Raw genomic sequence first — 17,867 nt, 5'->3', positions numbered from 1 at the left:
TATTGTAGACCGGGCGGCCAGGCGCCGTCCGGTAATGCGGAATGACCAAGACCTGGTTTCCCCGTTGGACGAGGGGTAAACGCAGGCCGGGTGCTCAGTCCGGGTTTGGCGTGGTGGTCTTGCTGTCGAGATTGGCGATGATGCGGCTGAGCATGTCCAGCAAGGCGAGTTCTTCGTCGGCACTGAAACCGGCGAGGGCTTCGCGGTTGCCGGCATGAATCGCTTCCTTGATCAGGGGCGACTGCTGTAACGCGGCCTGGGTAAGGCCGAACAGGCTGCTGCGTCCATCGCTGGGGTCGGGTTGGCGGCTGACCAGACCGTCACGCTCCATGCGCGCCAGGGTGGCCGCCATGGTCGGCTGCTCGACGGCAGCGGCGACGGTCAGTGCTTTCTGCGTCAACTGCGCGCCATTCGCCAGTTCGTAAAACACGGGCAACTGGCCCGGCGCCATGCCCACCAGCTTGAGCTTGCGCTCGATGACCCTGGCGAACAGGCGCGCAGCCCGGCTGGTCATGTGGCCTGCGGACTGCTCTTTCTGGAAGTCGATCACGAATGTCCCCGGTGAAAACAATATAGCATGCTATCATAATTTCGATAAATATAGTAGGCTATGTATTTTTCCAGTCATCCAGAAATGCAAAAACCGCCCGAAGGCGGTTTTTTTACGCGGCAAGGCCTACGTTTAAATGAAATAGATCAGTGCGATGATAGCCACGACCAGCGCCACGCGGGTGACCTGGTAGGCCGTCTTGTTCCACGCCTTGAAGCGGCGGCGGTACTGGCCCATGGTCCAGGAAATCTGGAACAGTTTGCTTACGCCGCCCACCTGGTCGCCCAGTTCGTTGGGCGAGGCGGCGGCCGTCATCAAGGTGCGGCCGAGCCAGCGGTTCAAGCCTTGCGTCCAGCGGTAGCGCATCGGGCGTTCGATGTCGCAGAACAGGATGATGCGGTCGCTGTCGGCATCGTTGCGGGCCCAGTGGATATACGTTTCATCGAACATCACGGCCTGGCCGTCGCGCCAGCTGTGGCGCTCGCCATCGACGTCGATGAAGCAGCGGTCGTCGTTCGGCGTTTGCAAGCCCAGGTGGTAGCGCAGGGAGCCGGCGAACGGATCGCGGTGCGGGTTGAGCTTGCCGCCTTGCGGCAGTTCCGCGAACATGGCGGCCTTGATCGACGGAATCGATTGCAGCAGCGCATAGGTTTGTGGGCACATCTGCTGCGCCGACGGGTGGTTCGCGTCATACCATTTCAGGTAGAAACGCTTCCAGCCATACTTGAAGAAGGAGTTGAAGCCCACGTCATTGTTCTTTTCAGCGGCCTTGATCTTTTTCATTTCCTGCATGCGCAGCGCTTCATCGCGGATGATTTGCCAGTTCTGCTGCAGCGGCGCCAATTCCGGAAACTGCTCGACGGAAAGATAGGGCGTGGCCGGCACCTTGGAAAAGGTGTGCATGAACAGGTTCAGCGGCGCCATGAACGAGGAGTGATCGAAAATCTGGCGGCGGAACGGCAGGCGCACCTTGCCCCGAAAATGAATATGTAAAACAGAAAACACAAAAATGCCCAGCAAGGCCCACTTCATACACAACCTCGTTTTTTAAGAATGGGGCAATTATAACCAGTTAATGCCATCGCCACCCCGTGCCTCGGTGAAGGAAAGATGAAGCGGCGCACATGGGCGAGCTGCCCTACAATGGCCTTTTCTACACACTTCTCCGAGGTAACAATGGAAATCTGGCACGCACCGCTCGACCTGGCCATCCTCAACGCCGCCAGCGAGGGCACGGCCATGCGCCACCTGGGTATTGAATTTACGGCCTTCGGCCCCGACTGGATCGAGGCGACCATGCCCGTCGACCACCGCACCATGCAGCCATTCAAGCTGCTGCATGGCGGCGCCTCGGTCCTGCTGGCCGAAACCCTGGGCAGCATGGCCGCGAATGCCTGCCTCGATTCCAGCCGGCAAGTGAGCGTGGGCCAGGAAATCAACGCCAACCACTTGCGCGGCGTGCGCGGCGGCCACGTGACGGGACGCGCCACGCCGATCCACCGGGGCCGCAGCAGCCAGGTCTGGGAAATCCGCATTACGGACGACGACGGCAAACTGTGCTGCATCTCGCGCATCACGATGGCCGTCATCGATGCGCCGGGCGCGGGCTGATACATCCCCGCTTGACTTGCATCAAGGCATTAAAAGCGAGCGCGTGAAATCATAAAAAACGCTGTTCGCATATAATTCAGTGTGCTGTTGTATGGCGTAGAGGAAAGTCCCGCGCGCCTGCATTGCCCGAAATTAGAAGCTGACTGCCCAAAAAATGCCAGTTAGAGACCCATCCCGCGCCATGCGGGAAAGGCATCACGACGGCGAGCAGATCGCTGGTTCTAGCGGAACCAGCAACAATCAACTTTATACAGGGCAATAACAACAATGATGTCATTCAATCGTTTGACGATAGGCGCGCGCCTGAGCGCAGGCTTCGGGCTGCTGGTGCTACTCATGCTGGTGCTGGCCGCCTTCGCGCTGCTGCGCATCGGCGCCATCTCCGGCGCCATGGACGCGCAAGACAAAGTCCAGCTGGAAAAACTTGAGCCGCTGTACGTGGCGCGCGAAGCGCTCGACCAGACTGGCCTGGCCGCCCGCAACGCCTATATCTTCCATGACCAGGCCGCCGCCGAGAAAGAGCTGGCCATCCTAGACAGCCAGAAGGCGCTGTACCTGGACGCGCTAGCCCGGCTGGCGCCGCAGTTCGTTGGCGATGCGCAGTTCGAGAAAGTCAGCACGGGCTTGACCGCCATGGCGCAGGAATTGCAGCGTCCGCGGCAGTTTCGCGCCGCGGGGCAGATGGAACAGTACGGCACCTTTCTCGTCGAGGAATGCAGCCCTTTGCGGCGCCAGATCGTGTCCGACATCGATACCGTGCTGAAAAGCGTGCAGCGCGAATCGGAGCAGGCCAGCGTAGCCGCGCGCGCCATCTACGGCCAGTCGCTGCGCTGGATCGGCGTGCTGGCCGCGCTCAGCGTGCTTATTTGCATTGCGGTCGCCACCGTCATCACGCGCGGCCTGCTGCGCCAGCTGGGCGGCGAACCGGCGTATGCGGCCGCGATTGCGGAGCGCATCGCGCTGGGGGAGCTGGCCATCGACGTGCACACGCGCCACGGCGACGACAGCAGCCTGCTGTTTGCGATCAAGACCATGCGCGACAACCTGGCCGCCATCGTCGGCAAGGTGCGCCACGGAACGGAAAGCATCGCCACGGCATCGACCGAGATCGCCACGGGCAACCGCGATTTGTCGCAGCGCACGGAGCAGCAGGCCGGCTCGCTGGAAGAAGTGGCGTCATCGATGGAAGAACTGATTTCCACCGTGCGCCAGAATGCGGACAACGCCCAGCAGGCGAACCACCTGGCGCGTGTAGCGTCGCAGGTGTCGGAGCAGGGCGGCAAGGCGGTGGCCGAAGTGGTGCATACCATGGGCCTGATCAATGCCTCGTCGAACAAGATCGTCGACATCATCGGCGTGATCGACAGCATCGCCTTCCAGACGAATATCCTCGCCTTGAACGCGGCCGTGGAAGCGGCGCGGGCCGGTGAACAGGGGCGCGGCTTCGCCGTCGTCGCCACCGAGGTGCGCAGCCTGGCGCAGCGCTCCAGCGCCGCCGCGCGCGAAATCAAGGCCCTGATCGACGATTCCGTCAGCAAGGTGGGCACGGGCACGGTGCTCGTCGAGCAGGCGGGCGCCACCATGCATGACGTGGTGGCCGGCATCGGCAGGGTGACGGGCATCATGGCCGAGATCAGTCACGCCACGCAGGAGCAGGGCGCCGGCATCGAACAAGTCAACCGCGCCATCGTCGACATGGACCGGGTGACCCAGCAAAACGCGGCCCTGGTCGAGCAGGCGGCGGCCGCCGCGCACGAACTGCAGCAGCAGGCGGCGCAGCTGGAACAGGAAGTGGGCATCTTCAAGCTGGCCCCGCCGGCCAACGGACCGCTGCGCCTGGCGGCTTGAGTCGACTGGCGCTTTAGCGCGCCAACAGCCGTGCGCCAATAGTCATATTCCGCGCTACAATGAGCGCTGGATCACCGCCAGGACGACTCATGCAAGTGCGCAGCAGCCATGATCTATCCAGCCCGGACGACGACAAACCGGCGCCGCCCGTGCTGCAGCTGGCCCTTGCCGGTCTCGGCTGGGGCTTGCTCACCTGCATGCTGTGCTTTGCCATCCTGTTCCTCACCAAATGGCTGCTGCCGCCCGAATACTGGGGCGCGCACACGGGCCTGTCCAAGTTCAAGCGCGAAATGTCGCTGCCCCTGCTGGTGTTCTGGGTCGTCATCTATTCCCCCATCCTGGAAACCTTCCTCGGCCAGCTGCTGCCGCTGGAAATCCTCCGGCGCCTGGGCGCCAGCCGGCAGCTGAGCGTTTTTATCGGCGCCATCCTGTGGGCCATCGTGCATTTCATCAGCGGCGGCTTGCTGCACGCCATCGTCGCGCTGGGGTCGGGCGCCATGTTCAGCTTTGTCTACCTGCGCTACCGCGGCCCCAGCGTGGCCGTTGCCTACGCGACAACGGCGTTTGCGCGCGCCTGCAACAATATCGCCATCCTCATTGCGGTGTTCTACGGCCTCGACACCTGAGTCGCACCATTCCGAAGCAAATACGGCACGAGCGCCGCCAGCGCCACGGCCAGCGCCGCCAGACCGACCAGCAACTGGCGGAAGGCGGCGTCATAGCTGGCGCGCAGCAGCGCTTCCTGGCCGCCCAGCAGCTGTGTCGCCTGCCCGATATCGCCGAGTGCGGCGCGGCTGGCGGCGGCCAGCACCGGTAAATCGGCCGGCAGTTGCCGCGCCAGGCCTGCGCCGATCAGGCTGGCCAACAAGGAGCCCGCCAGGGCCAGCGCCACCCCGTCGGCGCTGACGCGCACGGTATTGAAGATGCCCGTCGCCATGCCGGCCCGCGCCGTTTCCACCACGCTCAGGGCCATGCCATCCATCAAGCCCCACGGCAAGCCGATGCCCACGCCGATCATCAGCAGGGGGCCGGCCAGCGCCGCGGTGCCGCCATGGCCCAGCACTTGCGCCAGCCAGGCCAGGCCTGCCGCGGCCAGCAGCAGCCCCGCCGCACACAGGGCATCGACGCCGATCCGGCGCGACAGCAGCGCCGCCAGCATGGGCACGAGCAGCAGCGGCGCGGCCAGGGCGATCATTAAACGGCCCGCCGCCAGCGCGGACATGTTGTCGATGCCGATGAAGCGCCCCGGCAGCATGACGATGAGCACGATGAACAGGAAGGCGGGCGAGGCGGCCAGCACCTGCACGGCGACAAAGCGGCGCTGGCGGAACAGCGACAAATCCAGCATGGGCCGTGCCGTCCTGCGCTCGATCGCGACAAAGGCGAGGAACAGCAGCACGGATGCCGCAACGGACAGTAGCACGGCGCCGTTGCGCCAGCCGTGTTCGGGCGCCAGCAGCATGCCCAGGGTCAGCAGGCCCAGCGCGGCGCTGAAGCTGATGGCGCCAGGCCAGTCCAGCCGGCCCTGGCCGCGCGCCGGATCGGCCGGCACGCTGACCCATACCAGCAGCATGCCAATGGCGCCCAGCACGGCCGTGGCATAAAAGATGGCGGGCCAGCGGGCCAGCGCCAGCATGGTGCCGGCCGCCAGCGGACCGAAGGCCAGGCCCAGGCCGAACGTCGTGCCCAGCACGCTCATCACGCGGCTGCGCGCCGCGCCGTGGAACAATGGCGCCAGCGAGGACATGGCGGCGGCGAACGCGGCCGCGCCGCCCAGGCCCTGCACGAAGCGCAGGGCGGCGATCCATGCCACCGATGGCGCGTGGGCGATGGACAGGGTCGCCACGCAGAACAGCGCCAGCCCCGCCAGCCAGACGCGGCGCCGTCCCAGCACGTCCGTCAGGCTGCCGGCCACCATCATGGCACTGCCATAGCTGAGGATATACGCATTGATGACCCAGTTCAGTGCGGCGGCGCTGCCGTGCAATTCGGCGCCGAGGGCGGGCAGGGCCACGGCCGGGCCCGTGAAGCACAGGGGAATGAGCAAGCCCGTCAGGCAAGCGGCCAGCACTTGCAGCGGGAGTGAAAGACGTGAGGAAGAGGACATGGGTGTCGGATATAAAAGAAAGAGGGGCGAGTATGGCGCGCCCATCATTGAAGAAAAATGGGCTAAACTGATCAACATATCGGACATGAATGTCTTTAATGGAGTTCGCATGGATAGCTTGGGTGGCATCGCCATGTTCGTGCAGGTGGCTGACAGCGGCAGTTTTTCGGCCACGGGCCGGCTGCTGGGCCTGTCATCGTCGGCCGTGGGCAAGAGCGTGGCCCGCATGGAAGCGCGGCTCGGCGCGCGCCTGTTCCAGCGCAGCACGCGGCACCTGGCGCTGACGGCGGAAGGGGAAAAATTCCTGCAGCGCTGCAAGCGCATCCTGGCGGAAGTGGAAGCGGCCGAGCGTGAGCTGGGCGAATCGGGTGGCGCGCCCAGCGGCCGCCTGCGCATCAGCCTGCCACGCTACAGCGGCCTGTTCGAAGCGACCATCGGCGCGTTCATGCAAGCCTATCCCGCCATCGAACTCGACCTCGATTTTTCCGACGCCATGGTCAACATCGTCAGCGACGGCTTTGACGCGGCCGTGCGCACGGGCGAGCTGGCCGATTCAAGCTTGATGCGGCGCAAACTGTGCACCTTCCGCCGCCTGCTGGTGGCGTCGCCCGCCTACTTGGCGCGCCACGGCCAGCCCGCCGATGGGGCCGAACTGATGCGGCACGCGCGCCTCGATTACCGCTTTCCCGCCACGGGCCGTTTGGAACAGTGGCCGCTGATGGACGAGGCTGCCCAGCCGGCGCCCGGCATGGTGTGCAACAGCGTGGAAATGCGCATCTACCTGGCCGTGCAGGGGCAGGGCATCGCCTACCTGCCTGCATTTGCCGTGCAGCGCGAGCTGGCGGCTGGGCATCTGGTCTCGCTGCTGGACGAGCATACGCAGGCGCGCACGGCATTCTGGCTGCTGTGGCCAGCCAGCCGCCACCTGCCGCCGCGCTTGCGCGTATTCATCGATTTCCTCGTGGAGCAGTTGCAGGATCAAACTTTTGGAGCTTGACCATGACGCAGGACGCTTCCCTGACATTTATTCAGTTGCATGTGGCTGGCGCCACCGTGCGCCACGACCACCCGTTTGCCGTGCCCACGGTAACATGGCAGGAACCGCTGACGGCGGCCTTGCGCGATGAATGGGTGCGTCCCCTGTACATGGGCTTGCACCAGCCCCAGGCGCAGGCGTGCGTGGCCCGGCTGGTGCTGGCCGACGCCACCGTCATCGCCCGCCTGCTGGGGCAATTCGACTGGCGCAGCCGCACGGCGGGCGCCTACCTGGCCGCATTGACCGGGCAGTCCGCGTTCACGGACCAGTTGGGCGGCCTGCTGCTGGCCAGCGAGGTCTGCTACGCGGGCAGCGCGTATTGTTTGGCGCTGGCCGCTTTCGACACGCCAGCCAGCCGCGACTACCTGCACCGCTATCTTGAATATTACTTGTGCCAGCCGAAGCTGCACTTTGATCAGGAGCAAGCGATGGCGGCCATTGCCTATCTCGATGGCCAGCATGGCAGGAATGAGGCGGCGCGCCACGCGCCAGCCTGGGCCGGTTTCGCCGCCAGTCGGCCGGGCCTGGCGCTGGACGACGCGCTCGCACGATTTTCCTCACGCATGGCCGCCTTGCGCGCCTTGCAGGGCGCGGCGCCCGGCAAATAAGCACCATCTCCCAAACTCTGGCGCTATTTGCATGGTTGACGGCCTATTTCGCGCTTTCCATGGATTCCACTGTGTCGAAAATATGCGCCAGCGCGCTTTCCATGGCGCCGGCGGTCGCGTTGCCGCTCTGGTTGGTGATGATGAAGACCCCAAGCTGAAATTGAGGAACGACGTAAGCGTAGCTTTGCGCACGCGGCACGCCGCCATGGTGTACATAATGCGTGCCCAACTGGCGATTGCTGCCGATGTTCCAGAAATAGCCAATGCTGAAGTCATCCTGAAAGCGCACCAGCGGCTTGTGCGATTCGGCGACCGCGGGATGGGCGCTCAATTGCAGCCGCAGGTACTTCGCCATATCGGGCATGGTCGACTTCAGGTTGCCGGCCGCCCCCCAGGGCAGTTGCGGCATCGGTGTCGTGATGACGGGATTGTCGCTGTGGTAGCCGGGAGCCAGCCGGCTGGCATCCCCGGCTGCGATTCTCAGCCGGGTATCGTGCATGCCGGCTTCGCGCGCGAGGAATTGCGTGAGCAGGACTTCATACGGCATGGCGTAGATTGTTTCCAACGTGTGCGCAATGAGTTCGGTACCGGCGCTGGAATAGGCGTAGTCCTTGCCTAGCGGACCCTTGATGTTGACTTTATGCAAGTCCTGCCAGAATTGCTGTTGTCCGTAGTTGGCGTAGGCCGCATTGAGCTTTGCCGGCGTGGCGTGTGCCGTGAAATCCTGCAATATGGTGTTCACCTGCAATGGTAGCATGCCCGGCATGGTGCTGGTGTGCGTGATCAAATGGCGCAAGCGCACTGGCTGCCCCTGCGACTGCAGGTTCGGGTAGGCGTCCGCCAGGTAGGTTTGTATGGGATCGTCGAGCGCCGCCTTTCCATCAAGCACGGCGTTCGCCAGTAGCAGGCCGGCAAAAGTTTTGCTGACTGAGCCGATTTCATACAGGGTTGTATCGTTCGGCGGATTGGCTTTGCCGGTCTCCAGCTCGCCTTGATGCAGAATGAATTCCTTGCCGCGATAAACGACGGCAATCGAGGTCGCGTGCAGTAACTTCGACTGCAGCAGCGTGGTTGCGGTCTGGCGCATTGCCGCAGGAATGTCGTGCGCAGGTGCCGTGGCTGCAGGCTTGCAAGCTGCCAGCAGCAGTGTCATTACAGTGATGCTTGCGGCGAGTTTGGTCATCATGCGCACCATCCAGGGGGGAGGGGCATTCTCGCACAATGGTTCAACGGTGACAGAAAAAACTTGGCAAAAATCTCCTCTTCTTTCTTCCATACAGTGTGACATTTGCATGACAAATAACAGTGCCTGTCCCGATTGCGCGTCATTAAGGCGTGCATGCGAGACGGCGCTCAAACGCGCGCCGTCCATGCGCCGAAAGTGCCGGACCGTTGAAGGTGCACCTTGGACTGCAGGTGGAGGCGGCCGGGACTTTTGCCTTGCATGCCGGCTTGCGCCGGCATATTCGATCTTGGTTTTAAGTTTAAGGACAGGAAACTGCAACATGACTGAAAACAATGCATCTGGCTCCAGCGTCTCCGCCATCGACGCTTACCTGAACAGTTCCGCCGCCGCCCAGCGCTTCGTGGGCACGCCGAACGCCGATGTGCTCACCGGCACCACGGGCGCCGACGTGCTCGAAGGCCTGGCCGGCGACGATACCTATCATGTCAATCACGGCGGCGACGTGATCGTCGAGCTGGCCAACGGCGGCACCGATACCGTCTACACCAGCGTCGATTACACCTTGTCCGACAACGTCGAGAACGTGCACCTGACCGCTGCCGGCCTGACGGTGACGGGCGGCGCGAATACCAATAATGTGTTCTTCGTCGACATGGCCGGCGGCAACCGGCTCGATGGCGGCGGCGCGGGCAACACGGTCACCTATATCGGTTCCGGCACCGGCGTGACGGCGGTGGCATTGGCAGGCCCGAACGCCCCTCAAACGGCGCCTCCCGGCAGCGACGTGCTGCTCAATATCGCCAACATCGTCGGCAGCAAATTCGACGATGTTCTGACGGGTAATGACCTGAAGAACGTCCTTGTCGGCAGCTACGGCAACGATATCTTGCGTGGCGGCAAGGGCGATGACACGCTGTCCGGCATGCAGGGCGACGACACGTATATTTTTGCCCGTGGCGACGGCGCCGACCTCATCGTCGAGACGGAAGAGGCGGGCAGCCGCAACGTCGTGTCCTTCCTCGCCGGCGTCAGCGCCGACCAGCTGTGGTTCCGCCAGGTCGGCGCCACCCTGGAAGTGAGCACCATCGGCACGGCCGACAAGATCACCATCAATGGCTGGTTTTCCGGCACGGTGCCGCGCATCCAGGAATTCCGCACGGCCGATGGCCGCGTATTGCTGGGCAGCGACGTGCAAAAACTGGTGCAGGCGATGGCGGGCCTGTCGCTGCCGCCGCTTGGCCAGCTGACCCTGCCAGCGGCGACCGCCGCCGCCCTGGCGCCAGTGCTGGCGCAGAACTGGCGCACGGAAGGACCGTCTCAGCCAGGCAATGGCGTCTTCACCGGCACGGCGAATCCGGACATCATCCAGGGCACGGCGGGCGCCGACGTGATGGCGGGCCTGGCTGGCGACGACACGTATTACGTCAACCACAGCGGCGACGTGGTGATCGAGCAGGCAGGCGGCGGACGCGACACCGTGTATGCCACGGTCGATTACACCCTGGCCGCCAACGTCGAAGAGATGCATGTGGCCGCCGCCGGCCTGACGGTGACGGGCAACGGCAATGACAACGTGTTCCACGTCGATGTCGGCGGCGGCAACGTGCTGCGCGGCACCGGCACCAACAGCACGGCCACCTATGCGGGTTCCAAGGCGGGCGCGACGGCCAGCATCGTCTCCATCAACGAATCCCACGCGGCCCGCCCGGGCAGCGACGTGCTGGTGAATATTTCCGGCGTCACGGGCAGCGGCTATGACGACGTGCTGTCCGGTAACGAACTGGCCAACACCATGATGGGCGGCCTCGGCAACGACACCTTGCAAGGCGGCAAGGGCGACGATGTGCTGACGGGCGGCCTGGGCGACGATACCTATATCTTTGCCCGTGGCGACGGCGCCGACGTCATCGCCGAGCTGTCCGCCGATGCCAATTACGACACCATCGCCTTCCTGGCCGGCGTCAACATCGACCAGCTGTGGTTCCGCAAGGTGGGCGCCGACCTGGAGGTGAGCACCATCGGAACCACGGACAAGATCACCATCCGCGCCTGGAATGCGGCCGTGCCGAACATCGAGGAATTCCGCACGGCCGCCGGCCACGTCATGCGCGGCGCCGACGTGCAGCTGCTGGTGCAGGCGATGGCGAACCTGACGCCGCCGCCGCTGGGCCAACTGACCCTGCCGGCCGGCACGGCCGCCGTCCTGGCGCCCGCGCTGGCCCAGGCCTGGCACTTCAACGGCCCCACGCAGCCTACCGGCCAAACCTTTACCGGCACGGCGGGCGCCGACATCCTCACCGGCACGGCTGGCGCCGACCTGATGGAAGGGCTGGGCGGCAATGACACGTATTACGTCAACCACGGCGGCGACTTCATCGCCGAATCGGGCAATGGCGGCAGCGATACCGTGTACACCAGCGTCAACTACACGGTGGCCGACAATGTCGAGATCGTGCACTTGGCCGCCGCCGGCCTGACGGTGACGGGCAGCGCCTACACCGGCAACGCCTTTCATGTCACCACGCCGGGCGGCAATGTGCTCGACGGCGGTGGACCAGGCAACCTGCTCACTTACGCCAATGCCACTTCTGGCGTGACGGCGGCCTTCGCCCCCATTGGCAGTGCGCTGGTGGCGCGCGCCGGCGTCGACGTGCTGGCCAACTTCAACGCGGTCATCGGCAGCAAGTTCGATGATGTGCTCACCGGCAATGAGCTCAGGAACATCCTCGCCGGCGGCCTGGGCAACGATATCTTGCAAGGGGGTAAGGGCGATGATGCGCTGTCCGGTGCGCTGGGCAACGATACCTATCTCTTTGCCCGCGGCGACGGCGCCGACACCATTTCCGAGGCGGACGAGGCGGGCAGCCGCGATATCGTCTCTTTCCTGGCCGGCGTCAGCGCCGAGCAGCTGTGGTTCCGCCAGGCGGGCACGGCGCTGGAAGTGAGCACCATCGGCACCGGCGACAAGGTCACCGTCACGGGCTGGTATGAGAGCGCGGGGCGGCGCATCGAGGAATTCCGCATGGCCGATGGCCGCGTCTTGCTGGGCAGCGATGTACAAAAGCTCGTGCAGGCGATGGCGGGCCTGACGCCGCCACCGGCCGGCCAGCTGACCTTGCCTGCAGGCACGGCCGCCATCCTGGCGCCGGTGCTGGCGCAGAACTGGCGCGCTGCGCAACAAGCGCTTGCCGTCAGCCAGGGCGGCTTCGGCGGCTGGCAGGCCGATTCCGCGCAGCTGGTGCAAGCGCTGGCCGGCTTTGCCGTGCCGGCGGCCGCGTCGGCGCCATGGTCAGGCCAAGGCAATCCGTCGATGCAGCTCCAGCTGGCGGCGGCGCATTAAACCGTTGAGTAACTAGATCCACCCTCACGCAGCCGGACCGGGGCGACCAGCGCCGGCCTGGCTGCGCCATTGAATCTCTGATATTGCCCGATGACAGTCCTCTCCCACCTCAACGATCCGCCGTCCTTGGAAAAAACCGCGCCCGACACGGGCTTGCTGTCGCTGCTGCTGATGGCCAGCCTGCATGGCATCGCCGCCGACGGCGCCCAGCTCAAGCATGCTTTCGGCCAGGCCGTGTTCACGCGGCAAACCGTGCTGCTGGCCGCCCGGCAACTTGGCTTGACGGCCAAGCTGGTGCGCCAGGCGCCCGAACGGCTGGCGCTGGCGCCGCTGCCCGCCATCGCCCTCGATACGGACGGCCGCTTCTTTATCCTAGGCAAGGTCGAGACGGACGCTGACGGCGTGAGCAAGGTGCTCGTCCAGCATCCGGGCCAGCCGCCGCAGATCCTCGGCCGTGACGCGTTCCTCGCCGCCTGGTCGGGCGAACTGATCTTTTTTACCAGCAAGGCCAGCTATGCGGGCGAGACGGCCCGTTTCGACTTCAGCTGGTTCATCCCCGCCATCGTCAAATACCGCAGGCTGCTGGGCGAAGTATTGCTCATTTCCTTCGTGCTGCAGCTGATCGGCCTGGCCACGCCCCTGTTTTTCCAGGTGGTGATGGACAAGGTGCTGGTCAACCACGCGATGAAAACCCTGCACGTGGTGGCCATCGGCCTGGTGTGCGCCATCGTCTTCGAGGCCGTGCTTGGCCTCATCCGCACCCATGTTTTCGCGCGCACCAGCAGCAAGATCGACGTGGAGTTGGGCGCGCGCCTGTTCCGCCACTTGCTGGCCTTGCCGATCGCCTATTTCCAGGCGCGCCGCGTGGGCGATTCCGTGGCCCGCATCCATGAACTGGAAAACATCCGGTCTTTTCTCACCGGCAACGCCATGACCCTGGTGCTGGACCTGCTGTTTTCCTTCATCTTCATTGCCGCCATGCTGTGGTACAGCGCGGCGCTCAGCGTCGTCGTGCTGGCCTCGATTCCCGTCTATGCAGCCCTGTCGATGCTGCTCACGCCCGTGCTGCGGGGCCGCTTGAACGACAAATTCAACCGCAGCGCGGAAAACCAGTCTTTCCTGGTCGAAACCATCAGCGGCGTCGATACGCTCAAGGCCATGGCCGTCGAACCGCGCTGGCAGCAGCAGTGGGAAAAGCAGCTGGCCGGCTATGTGTCGGCCGGCTTGTCGGCAAACAACATCGGCATGCTGGCCAGCGGCGGCGTTACGCTCGTGAGCAAGCTGGTGACGGCGGCCATCATGTGGTGGGGCGCCACCCTGGTCATCGACGGCAAGATGACGGTGGGCGAACTGGTCGCCTTCAACATGCTGGCGGGGCAGGTGGCCTCGCCCATCCTGCGCCTGGCGCAGCTGTGGAACGATTTCCAGCAAGTGGGCATCTCGATGAGCCGGCTCGGCGACATCCTCAACGCGCGCGTGGAAGCGGGCAGTCAGAAGGCACGCCTGCCGCGCATCGCCGGCGCCATCGAGTTCCAGCAAGTGGGTTTCCGTTACCGGCCCGATGCGGCCGAGGTGCTGCGCAATGTGTCGATTGCCATCGCGCCCGGCGAAGTGATCGGCATCGTCGGGCGTTCCGGTTCCGGCAAGAGCACCCTGACGCGGCTGGCGCAGCGCCTCTACATTCCCGAGCGGGGCAAGGTACTGATCGACGGCCAGGATATCGCCGTCATCGACACGGCCTCGCTGCGGCGCCAGATCGGCGTGGTGCTGCAGGAAAATATCCTGTTCAACCGCTCCGTGCGCGACAACATCGCCCTGAGCGACCCGGCGCTGTCCATCGATGCCGTCATCGCCGTGGCGAAACTGGCGGGCGCCCACGATTTCATCTGCGAGCTGCCCGAAGGCTACGACACCATGGTGGGCGAGCACGGCACGGGCCTGTCCGGCGGCCAGCGCCAGCGCATCGCCATCGCCCGCGCCCTGATCGGCAATCCGCGCATCCTGATTTTCGACGAGGCGACGAGCGCGCTCGATTATGAATCGGAAAAAATCATCCAGGATAATATGCGCGGCATTTGCGCGGGGCGTACCGTACTGATCATCGCCCACCGCCTGTCGGCCGTGCGCGAAGCGCACCGCATTGTTGTCATGGAGCGGGGGCAGGTGGCCGAACTGGGCACGCATGACGCGCTGCTGGCGAACCCGGGCGGCATCTACGCCCATCTGTACAGCCTGCAGCAGGGCACGAGCGGGAGCGCAACAGGGGACGCAACATGAGCGCCGGCCACCGTCTGGCCGCGTATGGCGAGCTGTTGCAACGTTACGCCCAGGTGCTGCGGCACAGCTGGCGTAACCGCGCGGCCTTGAGCGGCCCCGTACTCAGCGAAGACGAGGCGGCTTTCCTGCCAGCCGCGCTGGCGCTGCAGGAGCGGCCCGTGTCGCCCTCGCTGCGCCTGACGGCCCGGGTGCTGATGCTGCTGGCCGGCTGTGTCGTGCTGTGGGCGGTCTTCGGCCAGGTCGACATCATCGTCAATGCGGCCGGCAAGATCATTCCGTCCGGTAACACCAAGACCATCGCCTCCGTCGACGTGGCGGCCGTCAGTGCCTTGCACGTGCGCGAGGGGCAGGCAGTGAAGGCGGGCCAGCTTCTCGTGGAACTCGACAGCCGCGGCCCGGACGCCGAGCGCGACAAGGCGGCCGGCGACGCCGTGGCGGCCGCGCTGCAAATGGCCCGCTCGCGCGCGCTGATCGCCGCCATCGACAGCTTGACGCTGCCCAAGCTGGCGGCGCCCGACGGTGCGTCTGTCGCCCAGCGCGAGGAAGCGCAGGGCCATCTCGATGGCCAGTACGCGAATTTCCGCGCCAGGCTCGCGCATCTCGATGGCGAGATCGCCCGCTATGCCCAGGCGCTGCCGCTGGCGGCCCAGCGGGCCGGCGATTACCGGGCGCTGCTGGCCACGCGCGACGTGGCCGAACATGCGTGGCTGGAAAAGGAACAGGCGCGCATCGACCTGGCCGGCCAGCTGGCGTCGGCCCGCAGCGAGCGTGCGGCCCTGGTGGCGCAGACGCGCAAGGACGCCTACGATGCGCTGACGGAAGGGGCAAGGGTGGCGGCGGCCAGCGGCCAGGATGCGCGCCGCGCCGGCGCCCGCGGCAGCCTGCTGCGCCTGACGGCGCCCGTCGACGGCACGGTGCAGCAGCTGACGCTGCACACGGTGGGCGGCGTCGTGCCGGCCGCGCAGGCGCTGATGCAGATCGTGCCGCGCCAGGGCAAGCTGGAAATCGACGCCGTGCTGGAAAACCGCGACGTCGGCTTCGTGCAGCCGGGCCAGGCGGTGGCCATCAAGGTCGACGCCTTCGATTACACCAAGTATGGCACCGTGCCGGCCGTCGTCAGCAGCGTCTCGCGCGACGCCGTCGAGGATGAAAAGAAGGGCCTTGTGTATGCCGTGAAAATCACGCTGCGGCAGCCGTCCATCGTCATCGATGGCAGATTGGTGCCGCTGTCGGCCGGCATGGCCGTGCGCGCGGAAATCCGCACGGGGACGCGCAGGGTGATCGAATACGTGCTCTCGCCGCTGGTGCGGCACCAGAAGGAGGCGCTGCATGAACGCTAGAGGCCGCGCCATGGCCACCATCGCCATCGCAGCCAGCTTGCTGCTGGCCAGTGTTGTGGCGCAGGCGGGCGAGCTTGAGGCCGCGCCATGCCCGTCCGCGTACGAGGCGAGCGTGCCATTGACCCTGCCGGCGGCCGTCGACCTGGCCCTGTGCCGCAACGCGCAGGTACACGGCGCCTGGGCCGGCATACGGTTGCAGGCGGCCGGGGTGGGCGAGGCCAGGGCCGCCTTTTTGCCGACCCTGAATGCGGGCCTGAGCCGGGTGCACGACCGCACGGCCTATCCGGGCGCGAGCACGCCGTCCGGCAGCCTGGCCAGCAATACGGGTTCGCTGAATCTGTCCTGGCGCCTGTTCGATTTCGGCGGGCGCGCGGCGGGCCGGCGTTCGGCGCAAGCGATGCTGGACTCGGCCCTGGCCAACCGCGACGCCGTGCTGCAAAAGACCCTGGCGGCCACCGTCAGCGCGTATTTCGACGCGCAGACGGCGCGCGCCAGCGTGCGGATGCGCGAGGAATACCAGGCGCTGGCCAATGAAACGGTGCAGGCCACGCAGCGCCGCGCGCAGCGGGGCCTCGGCTCGCACAGCGACACCCTGCAGGCGACGAGCGCGCTGGCCAAGGCGGCCCTGGGCGCCAGCCGCGCCGATGGCGAATTCCGGAAGGCCCGCGCCGTGCTCGTCTATACGCTGGGTTTGCCGGCTGAGGCGGGTGTGGTGCTGGATGACGATGCGGATGCCCCGGTGGCTGGCCTGCGTGAAGATTTGCACACTTGGCTGGCGCTGGCCCAGGCGCGGCACCCGGCCATTGTGGCCGCGCAGGCGCAACTGGCGGCCGCACGCGAACGGGTGGCCGTGACCGAGTCGGAAGGCCGCCCCAGCATCGACCTGACGGCCAATATCTACCAGAACGGCCGCCCCAACCAGGGCTTGTCCGCCGCGTCCACGCGCGAAACCCTGGTGGGCATCTCATTGAACATTCCCCTGTTCGACGGTTTTGCGCGCCACTACAAGGTGCGCGGCGCGCTGGCGCAGGCCGGGCAAAGGGAAGCGGAAGCCGAAGAAGTGCAGCAGCAGACCCTGATGGAGCTGGTGAAAACGCATGCGGAAGCAAGCACGGCGCTGGCCAACCTGGCCGCGTCGCAAGCGTGGCTGGACGCGGCACGCGATGCCCTGGCCAGCGTGCAGCGCAAGTTCGGTCTGGGCGCGGCCGATATCCTGGAAATGCTGAACACGCAGTCGGCGCTGCTCGAGGCGCAGCAGGAGCGTATCCGTTGCCAGGCGGAATGGCGTTCGGCCCGGCTGCGGCTGCTGGCCAGCGCTGGCGTGCTGGGGCGGGAGGCTATTACTGAACGGTAGCCGGCTCAAAACAGGCGCAATCCGCGCGCCATGCCGACGCAATAGTGATTATATTAGCGAAGCTAATCCACACACCGGCCAAGGGAGACATCATGCACAGCATACAAAAGATTACCCCGTGTTTATGGTTCAACGGCCACGCCGAGGCGGCGGCCCTGTTTTATACGGGGATTTTCCCCAATTCGAAGATCGGCCAGATCCTGCGCTATGGCGAGGAAGGCAAGGAAATCCACGGCCAGGAGCCGGGCAGCGTGCTGACGGTGGCGTTCGAGCTGGACGGCCAGACGTTTACGGGCTTGAACGGCGGTCCCTTGTTCCAGTTTTCCGAGGCGATCTCGTTCCAGGTCAATTGCGAAACCCAGGACGAAGTCGACCACTACTGGAACCAGCTGTCCGAAGGCGGGCCGCCGGAAGCGCAGCAATGCGGCTGGCTCAAGGACCAGTTCGGGGTATCGTGGCAAATTGTGCCCACCCTCATGGTCAAGCTGCTGGGCGACCCCGATCCCGTCAAGGCTCAGCGCGTGATGAAAGCCATGATGGGCATGAAAAAAATCGACATCGAGCAGATCAAGCGGGCGTATGCGGGCTAGCCTGGCCCGTCAGGCAGCGG

14 protein-coding genes are annotated in these 17,867 nt (G+C 65.2%); 10 read left to right on the top strand and 4 right to left on the bottom strand.

Annotated features, from left to right (window positions below; genetic code table 11):
- Positions 1-94: 94 nt before the first annotated feature.
- Both GYK42_RS29320 and lpxO read right to left on the bottom strand, forming a co-directional pair.
- Positions 95-514 carry a MarR family winged helix-turn-helix transcriptional regulator gene (locus tag GYK42_RS29320; protein WP_166448733.1) on the bottom strand — a complete coding sequence of 140 codons (420 nt, stop codon included), beginning with the start codon at positions 512-514 and terminating at the stop codon, positions 95-97.
- Positions 515-682: 168 nt separating this feature from the next.
- Positions 683-1,582, bottom strand: a complete 900-nt coding sequence (gene lpxO, locus GYK42_RS18735) for a lipid A hydroxylase LpxO (protein ID WP_166448732.1) — start codon at positions 1,580-1,582, stop codon at positions 683-685.
- 144 nt (positions 1,583-1,726) lie between these two features.
- Between lpxO and GYK42_RS18730 the strand changes: the two genes are divergently transcribed.
- The 3 genes from GYK42_RS18730 (at position 1,727) to GYK42_RS18720 (ending at position 4,635) form a co-directional block, all read left to right on the top strand.
- Complete coding sequence (locus GYK42_RS18730; protein ID WP_166448731.1) at positions 1,727-2,161, top strand: hotdog fold thioesterase; 435 nt, start codon at positions 1,727-1,729, stop codon at positions 2,159-2,161.
- Positions 2,162-2,428: 267 nt separating this feature from the next.
- Positions 2,429-4,009, top strand: a complete 1,581-nt coding sequence (locus GYK42_RS18725; protein ID WP_166448730.1) for a methyl-accepting chemotaxis protein — start codon at positions 2,429-2,431, stop codon at positions 4,007-4,009.
- Between the two features lie 89 nt (positions 4,010-4,098).
- Complete coding sequence (locus tag GYK42_RS18720; protein WP_046685163.1) at positions 4,099-4,635, top strand: CPBP family intramembrane metalloprotease; 537 nt, start codon at positions 4,099-4,101, stop codon at positions 4,633-4,635.
- Here the strand turns inward: GYK42_RS18720 and GYK42_RS18715 are convergent.
- Positions 4,617-6,116, bottom strand: a complete 1,500-nt coding sequence (locus tag GYK42_RS18715) for an MFS transporter (RefSeq protein WP_166448729.1) — start codon at positions 6,114-6,116, stop codon at positions 4,617-4,619. The two genes, GYK42_RS18720 and GYK42_RS18715, sit on opposite strands and share 19 nt — an antisense overlap.
- Before the next feature lie 109 nt (positions 6,117-6,225).
- Between GYK42_RS18715 and GYK42_RS18710 the strand changes: the two genes are divergently transcribed.
- Together GYK42_RS18710 and GYK42_RS18705 are read left to right on the top strand one after the other, a co-directional pair.
- On the top strand, positions 6,226-7,113 hold the full coding sequence (locus GYK42_RS18710; RefSeq protein WP_166448728.1) for a LysR family transcriptional regulator: 888 nt from the start codon (positions 6,226-6,228) through the stop codon (positions 7,111-7,113).
- A gap of 2 nt (positions 7,114-7,115) precedes the next feature.
- On the top strand, positions 7,116-7,760 hold the full coding sequence (locus GYK42_RS18705) for a DUF6000 family protein (protein ID WP_166448727.1): 645 nt from the start codon (positions 7,116-7,118) through the stop codon (positions 7,758-7,760).
- A 43-nt stretch (positions 7,761-7,803) separates the two neighbouring features.
- On the opposite strand, the gene GYK42_RS18700 is transcribed toward GYK42_RS18705, so the two are convergent.
- Complete coding sequence (locus GYK42_RS18700; protein ID WP_205711456.1) at positions 7,804-8,946, bottom strand: serine hydrolase domain-containing protein; 1,143 nt, start codon at positions 8,944-8,946, stop codon at positions 7,804-7,806.
- A gap of 319 nt (positions 8,947-9,265) precedes the next feature.
- On the opposite strand from GYK42_RS18700, the gene GYK42_RS18695 reads away from it, so the two are divergent.
- From GYK42_RS18695 to GYK42_RS18675, 5 genes are all read left to right on the top strand, one after another.
- Positions 9,266-12,286 carry a calcium-binding protein gene (locus GYK42_RS18695; RefSeq protein ID WP_166448726.1) on the top strand — a complete coding sequence of 1,007 codons (3,021 nt, stop codon included), beginning with the start codon at positions 9,266-9,268 and terminating at the stop codon, positions 12,284-12,286.
- Positions 12,287-12,376: 90 nt separating this feature from the next.
- Positions 12,377-14,563: a type I secretion system permease/ATPase gene (locus GYK42_RS18690; protein ID WP_166448725.1), complete on the top strand. Its 2,187-nt coding sequence runs from the start codon at positions 12,377-12,379 to the stop codon at positions 14,561-14,563.
- Positions 14,560-15,903 (top strand): HlyD family type I secretion periplasmic adaptor subunit, encoded by a 1,344-nt coding sequence (locus GYK42_RS18685; protein ID WP_166448724.1) that lies wholly within the window; start codon positions 14,560-14,562, stop codon positions 15,901-15,903. The genes GYK42_RS18690 and GYK42_RS18685 overlap by 4 nt, the downstream gene beginning before the upstream one ends.
- Entirely contained in the window at positions 15,893-17,257 is a 1,365-nt protein-coding gene (locus tag GYK42_RS18680) for a TolC family protein (RefSeq protein ID WP_240943663.1), read from the top strand. The genes GYK42_RS18685 and GYK42_RS18680 overlap by 11 nt, the downstream gene beginning before the upstream one ends.
- Positions 17,258-17,349: 92 nt before the next feature.
- Positions 17,350-17,847 carry a VOC family protein gene (locus GYK42_RS18675; RefSeq protein WP_166448723.1) on the top strand — a complete coding sequence of 166 codons (498 nt, stop codon included), beginning with the start codon at positions 17,350-17,352 and terminating at the stop codon, positions 17,845-17,847.
- The last annotated feature ends 20 nt before the right edge of the window (positions 17,848-17,867 follow it).

This window comes from Janthinobacterium lividum (assembly GCF_011601275.1).
GTDB lineage: Bacteria > Pseudomonadota > Gammaproteobacteria > Burkholderiales > Burkholderiaceae_D > Janthinobacterium > Janthinobacterium lividum_E.
This window is presented reverse-complemented; position numbering and strand designations above follow the sequence as displayed.